Origin of the sequence: Bradyrhizobium sp. SZCCHNR1017, from assembly GCF_032381375.1 — a bacterium.
Taxonomy (GTDB): Bacteria; Pseudomonadota; Alphaproteobacteria; order Rhizobiales; family Xanthobacteraceae; genus Bradyrhizobium.
The window spans coordinates 377,570-389,437 of record NZ_JAUHIR010000001.1 but is presented as its reverse complement, the minus strand read 5'-3'; the positions used below and the strand labels follow the sequence as shown (position 1 = coordinate 389,437).

Here is an 11,868-nt window from a genome sequence, read left to right as displayed (position 1 = left end):
GTGCCGGCGCGTCTGCGGCCGGACGATCCAGATCGGTCTCAGCTCCCGAGATCGGGCAGTCCGAGCATCAGCCGCATGTTCTGCACGGCCGCGCCCGAGGCGCCCTTGCCGAGATTGTCGAGCCGCGCCACCAGCACCGCCTGGTGATGCTGGTCGCTGGCGAAGACGTAGAGCTCGAGCTTGTTCGTCTCGTTCAGCGCCTCCGGCTCGAGCCGGCCGCTCTTGGCCGCCGCGCCATCGAGCGGCATCACCGAGACGTATTTGCTGCCGGCATAATGCTTCGTCAGGGCCGCCTGCAGGTCCGAGCCTGACGGCTTGCCCGGCAGTGTGTCGAGTTGCAGCGGCACGGAGACCAGCATGCCCTGCCGGTAGTTGCCGACGGAGGGAATGAAGATCGGCCGCCGGGTCAGCCGCGAATAGAGCTGCAGCTCAGGCAGATGCTTGTGCTCGAGGCCGAGACCGTACAGCTCGAAGTTCGGCGCGGTGCCATTCTCAAAGGCCGCGATCATCGTCTTGCCGCCGCCGGAATAGCCGCTCACCGCGTTCACCGTGACCGGATAGTCCTGCGGCATCAGTCGGGCATCGACCAGCGGCCGCAGCAGCGCGATGCCGCCGGTGGGATAACAGCCGGGATTGGAGACCTTGCGCGCATTCCGGATCTTGTCGGCCTGGTCGGCGGCGAGCTCGGGAAAGCCATAGGCCCAGTCCGGCGCGACCCGGTATGCGGTCGACGCGTCCAGCACCTTCGGCGCAGAGCTGCCCATGCCGTCGATCAGCGCCACCGTCTCCTTGGCCGCATCGTCCGGCAGGCAAAGGATGACGAGATCGACCTCGGCCATCAGCGCCCGCTTGGCCGCCGGATCCTTGCGCTTGTCCTCGGCGATCGTCTTCACGACGATGTCCGGCTGGTGCCGGAGACGCTCGGCGATTCCCAGGCCGGTCGTTCCCGAGCCGCCGTCGACGAACACGGCGCGTGTCGCAGTCCCGGAGGCGGCGTGAGCTTTCGGCACGTTGCTGTCGATCACGGTCATGACACGCTCCTTAGGTCTGGGTTTCGCCGGCAAAGGCCTGGGGCCGCGCCTGCCGCATGAGAGAGGAAATCTGTTGCGAGCCAATGTCGGGCTGCTCGCCGAGCCTCGTCGCGATCGTCGCGTAGTCGGCCTCGGACTTGTGCTGGTTGAGCTTGAAGCTGCCTTCGACCTGATCGATCGTCATGACGATGCCCACAATCGCCTTGCGCATCGCCTCGAGGCGTCCCGCCGTCATCTTGTCCGAGGTCCAGGGCTTCTTCGGCAGCAGCCGCTGCTCGAACTTCGCACTGACCTCATCCGTCTGCCGCGCGAGCTCGGCCTCCGACAAGATCCGCGCCGTACCGGTCAGATGCACGGCCTGATAGAGCCAGGTCGGCACCTGGTCGGGCGACACATACCAATCGGCGGAGACGTAAGCATCGGCGCCGCTGACGGCCAACAGCCAGGGCGTCGTACCGTCGGCGATCCTTGCCAGCGGATTGCCGCGCGCGACATGGAAGAACGCCTGCGGCGTACCATCGTTCAAGGCGCCCAGGTGAAACGGCACCGGTGACGCGATCGGCTTTGTGCCGTCCCACGCGCAGACCATGCCGAAGCCGCGCGCGTCAGCGAAGCCGAGGCTCGCGGCGCGATCGGGCTTGAAGGGCGGTGGCGTGTACATCGGAAACTCCTGCTGGACGAAGGAGCCGCCTGGTCAATCGCGCTGCAAGGAGAAAGTCTGCCGCGGGATCGGATCCGGCGGCAGGGGCTGTGATCTAGACGCAGATCATCGCCCGTACCGCGGAGGTACGACGGCGCATTTCGGCGATCATGTGGGTCGCTGCGTTGATCATGGGGGCAGGCCTATAAGGCTGCCGGGTTCCTGCGTCAAGCTCGCAAGTCGGCCGGCGCGTTCAGGGCTGGCGTCAGACCGCATGCCACAGCCATTCCATGATGCGCCCGATGATGTCGCCGAACAGCAGCAGCACCGCCGACCACACCAGCGCCGACACGAAGTTGGCGATCTGGAACACCATGTAGGGCATCTCGAAAATGCCCGCCGCCAGCGGCACCGATGCGCGCAACGGGCCAAAGAACCGGCCGATGAAGATGCTCGGCACGCCCCAATCGCGCACGAAGGCCTCGCCGCGCGGCAGCAGCTCCGGGTAGCGCGACAGCGGCCACATCTGGGCGACGCGGTCCTTGTAGCGGTAGCCGAACCAGTAGGAGACCCAGTCGCCGAGCGCGGCGCCGATGCCCCCGGCCAGCCATATCGGCCAGAAGCTGATCCCGGTGGCGCCGATCAGGGCGCCGATCGCGACCAGGGCGCCCCAGGCGGGAATCAGGAGCGAGACGAAGGCCAGGGACTCGCCAAAGGCAAGCAGCAGGACGATCGGAGCAGCCCAGGCCTGATGGTCGCGCACGAAGTCGGCAACCGCGCGGCCAAAATCTTCCATCTGCTCGACGCCTTTCTGCTCCGCGGCGCTTAAGTGCTTGAAGGCCTTCGCGGTTCCATGGCGCAGACTGGTACGCCACCGAACCCGCCCACTTCAAGTCACAACAACCGGCTGAACCGCGTGAACAGCGGCGATCCGGCGTTCGGAACCGGCCAAGACGTGGCAGGCCGGTGAACGTCGTTGTTTCCCGGGGTCATTGTTTTATGCCGGTCCATGGCATAGTCAGGCCCAACGATTCGTTCCATCTTGCGCACACGCAACATCAGATTCCATGGGTAAGCCGTTGAAATCAGCTGCAAAAGCCAAGGCCAAGGGCGTCACGGACCCGTTGGCGGCGTTCGCCGCCAAGGGCAAGGCTCCGGCCAAGCCAGCCGCCCGCTCGGCGAGTGCCGAGGGCGATTACACTGCCCGTGACATCGAGGTCCTCGAGGGCCTGGAGCCGGTGCGGCGCCGCCCCGGCATGTATATCGGCGGCACCGACGAAAAGGCGCTGCACCACCTGTTTGCCGAGGTCATCGACAACTCGATGGACGAGGCGCTGGCCGGCCACGCCACCTTCATCGAGGTCGAGCTCGACGCCGAAGGCTTCCTCACCGTGACCGACAACGGCCGCGGCATTCCTATCGATCCCCATCCCAAGTTTCCGAAGAAGTCGGCGCTCGAAATCATCATGTGCACGCTGCACGCGGGCGGCAAGTTCGACTCCAAGGTCTACGAGACCTCGGGCGGCCTGCACGGCGTCGGCATCTCCGTGGTGAACGCGCTGTCGACCCGGCTCGAGGTCGAGGTCGCTCGCAACCAGAAGCTCTACCGCATGGTGTTCGAACGCGGACATCCCAAGGGCAAGCTCGAGGAGGTCGGCAAGGTCGCCAACCGGCGCGGCACACGGGTGCGTTTCCAACCCGACCCGACCATCTTCGGCGCCAAGGCGACGTTCAAGCCGCAGCGCCTGTTCAAGATGGCGCGCTCGAAAGCCTATCTGTTCGGCGGCGTCGAGATCCGCTGGAAGTGCGATCCGTCGCTGCTGAAGGGCATCGAGGACGTCCAGGCCGAGGCGACGTTCCATTTCCCCGGCGGTCTGAAGGACTACCTGGCCGCAGCGATCCATGCCGACACGCTGGTCCATCCGGATATCTTCGCCGGCAAGTCGGGCCGCACCGGTGGCCATGGCGGCTGCGAATGGGCGGTCGCCTGGACCGCCGATGCCGACGGCTTCCTGTCCTCCTACTGCAACACGATTCCGACGCCGGACGGCGGCACGCACGAATCCGGCATCCGCAGCGCGCTTCTGCGCGGCCTGAAGGACCACGCCGAGCGCGTCGGCCAGGGCAAGCGATCCGCCAACATCACCTCCGAGGACATCATGGCGGGCGCCGCCATCATGCTCTCGGTGTTCGTGCGCGAGCCGGAATTCCAGGGCCAGACCAAGGACCGCCTCGCCACGGCAGAGGCCCAGCGCATCGTCGAGCAGGCCGTCAAGGACCCGTTCGACCACTGGCTGTCCGGCAATCCGGTGCAGGCCAACCGGCTGCTCGATTTCGTCATCGAGCGCGCCGAGGAACGCATCCGCCGCCGGCAGGAGAAGGAGACGGCGCGCAAGACCGCGACCAAGAAGCTGCGCCTGCCCGGCAAGCTCGCCGACTGCACCGACGCCGGCACCGAAGGCTCCGAGCTGTTCATCGTCGAGGGCGATTCGGCCGGCGGCAGCGCCAAGCAGGCGCGCGACCGCAAGAAGCAGGCGGTGCTGCCGCTGCGCGGCAAGATCCTCAACGTCGCCTCCGCCGGCAAGGACAAGCTGACCGCCAACGCCCAGCTCGCCGATCTCGTGATGGCGATCGGCGCCGGCACCGGCACGTCGTATCGCGAGGAGGATCTGCGCTACCAGCGCATCATCATCATGACCGATGCCGACGTCGACGGCGCCCACATCGCCTCGCTGCTGATTACCTTCTTCTACCGGCAGATGCGGCCGCTGATCGACGAGGGGCATCTCTACCTCGCCGTGCCGCCGCTCTACCGGCTCACCCATGGCAGCAAGACGTTCTACGCGCGCGACGATGCCCATCGGGACGAGCTCCTGAAGCGCGAGTTCAATGCCAACGCCAAGGTCGAGATCGGCCGCTTCAAAGGTCTCGGTGAGATGATGCCGGCCCAGCTCAAGGAAACCACCATGGATCCGGCCAAGCGCACCCTGCTGCGCGTGGTTCTGCTGGCCGAGGATCGCGACGGCACCGCCGACTCGGTCGAGCGGCTGATGGGGACCAAGGCAGAGGCCCGCTTCGCCTTCATTTCGGAAAAGGCCGAATTCGCCAGCGACGAGCTGCTCGACGTCTAGCTTTTGACCCGATTTCACGCCTCGATTGCAGGTTCCATTGGCTCGCGCGAGCCTGCAATCGACCTTTCCAATCAGAGGGTTACGAGAATCCCAAGCATCCCGCAGCGCACTTTCCCCTCCGGTGTGCTCAACCTGCAACAGCTTTTGGGCACCAATCGGCTATAGTTCGGGCACATCTGGCGAGGGAATCGCCGCCGCAACCCGGCACCTGCGACACGACGATCTTGGGGAATTGGATATGAAGAAGTTTTTGCTTGCTGCCACTGCGCTGGTTGCGATCACGGGTGCCGCCTCAGCTGCTGATCTGGCGGCTCGCCCCTACGTGAAGGCTCCGATGATGCCGGTGGCGCCGAGCTGGACCGGCTTCTACATCTTCGGTGGCGCTGGTGGCGGCCTCTGGGATGCAGACTCCCACACCAACTTCAACGGCGTGCCGCTGACGATCGATCAGCGCGTCGGCGGCGACGGCTTCCTCGGCACGGTCGGTGCGGGTTATGACTGGCAGGTCAATCCGACCTGGGTCTTCGGCGTGTTCGCTGATGGCCAGTTCGGCAGCCTGCGTGGCACCTTGCAGGATCAGTTCGCTGCCCTGACCGGCCGCATCAAGATGGAAACCGCCTGGGCCGCTGGCGCCCGCGTCGGTTACCTGGTTGCGCCGAACGTGCTGTCATACGTCAACGCGGGCTACTCCGGTTCGCACTGGTCGGGCACCGGCCTGACCACCCTCACCGGCGCGGCCTCCGGTTTCCACACCGACTCGTTCAACCGCAACGGCTGGTTCGTCGGCGGCGGCGTCGAGAACAACCTGAACATCTTCGGCATCTCCGCGCCGGGCTGGTTCATGAAGACCGAATATCGTGCTGCCTATTACGACCGCAAGGACATCGCGGTCCGCACCGATGTCGGCAACCTCGTGACGACCGACTCGGTCAGCTTCAAGCCGTGGGTGCAGACCATCAGCACCTCGCTGGTCTACCGCTTCAACTGGACCGGCCCGGTCGTCAAGTACTGAGCCGAACGCACTCGGTCTTTCAATAATTCTGCGAAAAGCCCCGGTTGATCCGGGGCTTTTTGTTTTTGGCTCGGATATTGGCGGCTGGAGCCGCTGGTCATCTGCCGCGCCGGCCGCTAGCCTCCTCGTCACAAAACTTCACAAAAAAGACGGCAGCAGCGTTTCCGATGCTGTGACGCGGTCGACGAGGGAGGACATGGTCATGCGGAAATTCCTGATGATCGGCGGCCTGCTTCTGCTCGCCATCGGCCTGCTCTGGGTCGGTCAGGGCACCGGGGTAGTGGCATGGCCGCGGACGAGCTTCATGATCAACCAGCTGCAATGGGCCGGCTATGGCGTCGGCATGGGTGCACTCGGCCTGGTGATGATCTGGCAGGGCACCTGCTGACGTCTGACAACAACGACATGGAGACACGACATGGCGGGCCGTTTCGACCTGAGTGGCAAGGTTGCGATCGTGACGGGAGGCAACGGCGGAATCGGCTTGGGGATGGCGCGCGGGCTTGCCGATGCCGGCGCCGACATTGCCGTGGTCGGCCGCAACGAAACCAAGTCACGGGCGGCGGTGGCTGATCTCGCCGGTCGCGGCGGCCGTGCCATCACCGTCACAGCCGACGTCAGCGACAAGGACGACGTCGCCGCCATGGTCGCGCGCGTGACCAGCGAGCTCGGTCGCATCGACATCCTCATCAACAATGCCGGCATGAGCATCCGCAAGCCGCCGCACGTGCTCGAGCTGGAGGAGTGGCAGCAGGTGATCGACACCAATCTCACCAGCGCGTTCCTGTGCTCGAAGGCCGCCTACCCGGCCCTCAAGGCGAACGGCGGCGGCAAGATCATCAACATCGGCTCGATGCTGTCGATCTTCGGCGCCAGCTTCGCGCCGGCCTATGCGGCCAGCAAGGGCGGCATCGTGCAGTACACGCGCGCCTGTGCCTGCGCCTGGGCGCCCGACAACATCCAGGTCAACGCGATCTTGCCGGGCTGGATCGACACCGACCTGACGCGCGCGGCGCGCAGCCAGATCGACGGCCTGCACGACCGCGTGCTGGCGCGCACGCCCGCGGCACGGTGGGGCGACATCGACGACTTCGCCGGCATCGCGACGTTCCTGAGCTCGCCGGCCTCGGACTTCGTCACCGGCACAGCCATTCCCGTCGATGGTGGCTATTCGATCATGGCCTAGCCGAGGTCTCAGCGTCGAAAGCTCTTGATTTCGGAGACGCTGCCGTCGCGATAGGTCAACTCCACCGAGACGAACTTCGTCGCTGGCGGCAGCTTCAAATAGGGCGTGGCGTTGGAGGGAATCGCAATGGGATCGCGCATGTCGCAGCCGGGCATGTTGAGGACCTTGTCCGGCACCGCCGTGTCGATGCCGATGCGGACCTCGCGGATGGCGCAGCGATACGACATCAGGTGCGTGTAGTAGACCAGGAGACCGTTGAACTCGCGGAACGACAGCCAGCTCGTCGCGGTCATGTCGAGGATCTTGCGCTGGTCATGCACCAGCGCGGCCTCCGGCTCGAAGCGGATCGGGAACGGTCCCTGCATCTCGCCGGATGCATCGACATAGCGGACCTGGATTGTGCCCGCGGGCGCATCCGCCGGCAGCTGGATCGAGGGATTGGGCATGCGCTTGCGCGTGCGCGGATCGAGCACGTCCATGAAGCCGGTCTCGCGAAACTCTCCTGCCTCACCCATGCGCCAGGAAATGCCGAGCGTCGGATCGGCGATCGAGAACGTGAGGGTCCAGCCGCCATTGTGGCGCGAGAACATCGCAATCGGTGCGTTCAGGCTCTCGTTCGCCGGCGGAATGCGCGGCGCCGAGACGGGAGGCAGCGCCGCCAGCTTCTGCTGCGGCTCGGCCGGCTTGTCGGCTGCAGCCGGCCCCTTCGCCATGCCGTTGAGAAAGACATCGTCGACCATCTGGTCGAAATAGACCGGAATCTGCTTGTGCCGCACGGTCTCGGCGAGCTCGCTGACCAGCCGGCGCGTGCGTTGCGCCACCTGCACCAGATTGACGCCGGGCTGCGTCAGCTCCTTGGCGAAGGTGCGCGTGAACACCGAGTTTGGATTGACGTCATCGTTGGAGAGCCGGTCGAGCGCGGTCTGGCGCGGACCGGCCGAGAACACTGAGAATACGCCTTCCGGCAACTGCGTCATCGGCGCCAGGCCACCCCCGCCCGCCACCGCGCGCGTGCCCGAGCGCTCGAACGGATTGTTGCGGCAGGCGTCGAACACCAGGATCGAGGTGCGCGCCTTCTTGTTCTGCAGCCGCTCGATGACGCGGTCCGCGAGGATCGAGGCGTCGCGTACCAGCTCTTCCTGGCCTTCGGTGGCCGCGGGCACGTCGGTCGGCAACAGGAAGTTCTGACCAGCAATTTCGAAGCCGTGACCGGCATAGAAGAAGAACGCAGTGTCGCCCGGCTCGACGGCGTTGTCGAACGCCAGCAGTGTCTGGCTGAACTGCTGGCGATTGAGATTCTCCGCGACCATGACATTGAAGCCGAGCTGCTTCAGCGTGTCGCCCATCGTCCGCGCGTCGTTGACGGCCTTCTGCAGCTTCGGCACGAAGCGGTAGTCGTTGTTGCCGATCACGAGCGCAACGCGCTTCTCGGCACGCGCGGCGGCCGGCGCCAGAACCACTGCCAGCATCGCCAGCCCGCACGCCAGCCACGTCCGCATCGATCTCATCGTTCGTCCCTGCCCTCATCGCGTGGGCTGCCGCCCTCGGATAGTCGACGGCACCGCGCCACCGGTTCATGCCCGGCGGCACACGCGGCTGCTCCCCTGCCGAACACACGCCGCAATTCCGTCGACAATTCGACCAGAGCGCTTTCCGCGACCGGCCGTAGGAAGCTTCGGAGCACCCGAATACGACAGATCGACGACAGGTTGCCTGCAAATAATGCAAAAACATTAAGCTTTTTCGGTACTTCGCTCCCCTCCTCCATTGACTTTGCAGAATTCGCCCCTATCTTCCGCAACAGCGCGGCCGGATCGCATCCGATTCCTGAGAGATTGACCGCGGGTCGGCGTTAGTCAGAAAACCCCCAGCTTCGTTAGAGCATGCCGTTTCGGGGTTGAGCGCGACCACAGCCTTTTACCCTCGATTCCTAACGGCGGCGTCGAATAGAGGCCCCGTCGCCTATCGGCGCGTGACATAGAGGCTCGATGTCTTTTTCCAATCTCGGCTTGTCCGACAAGGTGTTGGCTGCAGTTGCGGCCACTGGTTACACCACCCCGACCCCCATTCAGGAACAGGCGATTCCTCATGTGCTGGCGCGCCGCGACGTGCTCGGCATCGCCCAGACCGGCACCGGCAAGACCGCCGCTTTCGTCCTGCCGATGCTCACGATCCTCGAGAAGGGTCGTGCCCGCGCCCGAATGCCGCGCACCCTGATCCTGGAGCCGACCCGTGAGTTGGCCGCCCAGGTCAAAGAGAACTTCGATCGCTACGGCGCCGGACAGAAGCTCAACGTCGCCCTGTTGATCGGCGGCGTCTCCTTCGGCGACCAGGACGCCAAGCTGACCCGCGGGGTCGACGTGCTGATCGCCACGCCAGGCCGACTGCTCGATCATACGGAACGCGGCGGATTGCTGCTCACGGGCGTGGAGCTCCTGGTCATCGACGAAGCCGACCGCATGCTCGACATGGGTTTCATCCCCGACATCGAGCGCATCTGCAAGCTCGTCCCCTTCACCCGCCAGACCCTGTTCTTCACCGCGACCATGCCGCCGGAAATCCGGCGCATCACCGAAACCTTCCTGCACAACCCGCAGAAGGTCGAGGTCTCCAAGCCGGCCACGACCGCCGTCACCGTGACCCAGTTGCAGGTCCCATCCGGACGCGAGGCGCATCAGAAGCGCGAGGTGCTGCGCAGGCTGTTGCGGAACGCCAAGGATCTCAACAACGCGATCATCTTCTGCAACCGCAAGCGCGACGTCGCCATCGTTCACAAGTCGCTGCAGAAGCACGGCTTCAGTGTTGGCGCCCTGCACGGCGACATGGACCAGTCGGCCCGCACCGCGGCGCTCGATCAATTCCGCAAGGGCGAACTGCCCTTGCTCGTCGCCTCCGACGTCGCCGCACGCGGCCTCGACATTCCCGAAGTCAGCCACGTCTTCAATTTCGACGTGCCGCATCATTCCGACGACTACGTTCACCGCATTGGCCGTACCGGCCGCGCCGGACGGACCGGCACGGCAATCTCGATCGTGGCCCCGGCCGACCAGAAGTCGATGGTCGCCATCGAGAAGCTGATCGGACAGGGCATTCCGACCATCGAGGGTGACTACGAAGTGCAGGAGTCCTCGGGCGACGAGGATACGCGTGAGCGACGTCCGCGTGACGCCGCGCGTCGCGGCAGCCGCGGCAAGGCCCGGGAGCGCGATGCGGCCCCGCGCGAGCGTGATCCAGCCCCGCGGGAGCGCGAGCCGCGCGCGGCAGCTCCGCGCGCCGCACAGGCAAATTCTCCGCGGCCTGCGCCGAGCGCTCGCAAGGAACAGCCTCGCAACGAACAGCCTCGCAATGAAGCGCGGCGGCCGCGGCGCGACCACGACAACGAGCCCGCCGATCACTCACATCTGCCCGCCTTCCTGCTTCGCCCGGTGCGGGCACCGCTTCCCTGAGCCGCGGGCCCAAGATTCCGGGCTGCTCCCCCATGCGGTCGCCCGGAACATCAGCCGCTGCATTCGTAGACCTGACTTAAGTCGACAGCGCTGAGCTCTCGGCGAGGCGTGCGTCGAGCGAACAATTCCAGCCCGCGTCAGCAAGTTCCCGGCAGCATCCTATGTAGCTCATTGAACATATGAGCTGCCGTTCCCGTACCCACGGCGCGGCGCATCCGGGACTCTACGGCCGTATTTACCCCTGGTTCACAAACGTCCTTTAGCTTGGCCGGCATTGTTTATTTCATTGCTGTGACGACGACGGCGACGCGGGCGATTGGGGGGAACCTGTGGTGGTCAATGCGCTTGACGAACACGAACGCACGATAGGCTTCGCCGAAGTCGCGCTCAGCCAGATCAGAACGCTCCGCCATTCGGCCAATCCGCGCAATTACGAGGTCTGGTACGTCTACGCGACGGGCTACAACGCACCGCTGAACGAGATCATCAACGAGACGCTTTCGCGCAACGGCAAGCTGTCGCAGTCCGATCTCGATCAGCTCTACGACTCCTACCTCGCGCAGCTCAAGACGTCGGATCGCATCGACAAGGTCGGCGCGCGCGTCGTCGGCGAGATCGACGACCTGGTGAACATGCTCACCGATGCTCTCGGCAGGACGGCGAGCTACGATGCGAGCCTCGCGGGCGCCGATCAACGACTCGCGTCGGCCACCAGCCGCGAGCAACTGGTCGACATCATCGAGGCGCTGGCCCATTCGACCAAGCAGATGCGCGAAACCAACCGGATCCTCGAAGAGCGGCTGACGCTGTCCAAGGACGAGATCAGCGGGCTGCAGCATAGCCTGGAGGTCATTCGGGCCGAGAGCCTGACCGATCCCCTCACCGGCCTCGGCAATCGCAAATATTTCGACCGAATGATCGAGACGACGGTGCAGTCGGGGCTCGCGACCGAGCAGCCGCTGTCGCTGTTGATGTTCGACATCGACCACTTCAAGTCCTTCAACGATTCCTACGGACATCTCACCGGAGACCAGGTGCTGCGCCTGGTCGGGATGACCCTGAAGCACGCCATCAAGGGCCAGGATATCGCAGCGCGCTACGGCGGCGAGGAGTTCGCCGTCGTGCTGCCCAACACCTCGCTACAGCACGCGCTGACGGTGGCCGATCACATCCGCCGCGCCGTCACGGCAAAGGAGCTCAAGAAGAAATCGACGGGAGAGATTCTCGGACGTGTGACCATCTCGGTCGGCGTATCCGTGCTGCGGGCCGGCGATGACACCGACGCCCTGATCGAGCGCGCGGACGCCTGCCTCTATGCCGCCAAGCGCAACGGCCGCAACAAGGTGGTATGCGAGAACGATCCCGAATACGCGACGACGACGCGAGGTCGGGTCGCCTGACGGCAAGGTCGCCAGCGACGCA

General features: G+C 65.2%; 10 protein-coding genes. 6 read left to right on the top strand and 4 right to left on the bottom strand.

Annotated features, from left to right (window positions below; all coding sequences use genetic code 11):
• Positions 1-38 precede the first annotated feature (38 nt).
• From argC to QW863_RS01870, 3 genes are all read right to left on the bottom strand, one after another.
• Complete coding sequence (argC, locus tag QW863_RS01880) at positions 39-1,031, bottom strand: N-acetyl-gamma-glutamyl-phosphate reductase (RefSeq protein WP_315712138.1); 993 nt, start codon at positions 1,029-1,031, stop codon at positions 39-41.
• Between the two features lie 10 nt (positions 1,032-1,041).
• Positions 1,042-1,692, bottom strand: a complete 651-nt coding sequence (locus QW863_RS01875; RefSeq protein WP_315712139.1) for an FMN-binding negative transcriptional regulator — start codon at positions 1,690-1,692, stop codon at positions 1,042-1,044.
• A gap of 244 nt (positions 1,693-1,936) precedes the next feature.
• The gene (locus QW863_RS01870; RefSeq protein WP_315712141.1) at positions 1,937-2,467 is read right to left on the bottom strand and encodes a DedA family protein; all 531 of its coding nucleotides are present in this window, start codon (positions 2,465-2,467) and stop codon (positions 1,937-1,939) included.
• A gap of 271 nt (positions 2,468-2,738) precedes the next feature.
• On the opposite strand from QW863_RS01870, the gene parE reads away from it, so the two are divergent.
• The 4 genes from parE to QW863_RS01850 all read left to right on the top strand — a co-directional run bounded on the left by parE (position 2,739) and on the right by QW863_RS01850 (position 7,000).
• Positions 2,739-4,802: a DNA topoisomerase IV subunit B gene (gene parE / locus QW863_RS01865; RefSeq protein WP_315712143.1), complete on the top strand. Its 2,064-nt coding sequence runs from the start codon at positions 2,739-2,741 to the stop codon at positions 4,800-4,802.
• A 238-nt stretch (positions 4,803-5,040) separates the two neighbouring features.
• On the top strand, positions 5,041-5,814 hold the full coding sequence (locus QW863_RS01860; protein ID WP_315712144.1) for a porin family protein: 774 nt from the start codon (positions 5,041-5,043) through the stop codon (positions 5,812-5,814).
• 202 nt (positions 5,815-6,016) lie between these two features.
• Positions 6,017-6,202, top strand: coding sequence for a hypothetical protein (locus tag QW863_RS01855; protein ID WP_315712631.1), 186 nt, complete (start codon positions 6,017-6,019; stop codon positions 6,200-6,202).
• Between the two features lie 30 nt (positions 6,203-6,232).
• Positions 6,233-7,000 carry a glucose 1-dehydrogenase gene (locus QW863_RS01850; protein ID WP_315712145.1) on the top strand — a complete coding sequence of 256 codons (768 nt, stop codon included), beginning with the start codon at positions 6,233-6,235 and terminating at the stop codon, positions 6,998-7,000.
• An 8-nt stretch (positions 7,001-7,008) separates the two neighbouring features.
• Here QW863_RS01850 and QW863_RS01845 read toward each other — a convergent pair whose 3' ends face one another.
• Positions 7,009-8,508: a caspase domain-containing protein gene (locus QW863_RS01845; RefSeq protein ID WP_409977876.1), complete on the bottom strand. Its 1,500-nt coding sequence runs from the start codon at positions 8,506-8,508 to the stop codon at positions 7,009-7,011.
• A gap of 480 nt (positions 8,509-8,988) precedes the next feature.
• Between QW863_RS01845 and QW863_RS01840 the strand changes: the two genes are divergently transcribed.
• Entirely contained in the window at positions 8,989-10,446 is a 1,458-nt protein-coding gene (locus QW863_RS01840; RefSeq protein WP_315712146.1) for a DEAD/DEAH box helicase, read from the top strand.
• Between the two features lie 332 nt (positions 10,447-10,778).
• Positions 10,779-11,846 carry a GGDEF domain-containing protein gene (locus QW863_RS01835; protein ID WP_315712147.1) on the top strand — a complete coding sequence of 356 codons (1,068 nt, stop codon included), beginning with the start codon at positions 10,779-10,781 and terminating at the stop codon, positions 11,844-11,846.
• The last annotated feature ends 22 nt before the right edge of the window (positions 11,847-11,868 follow it).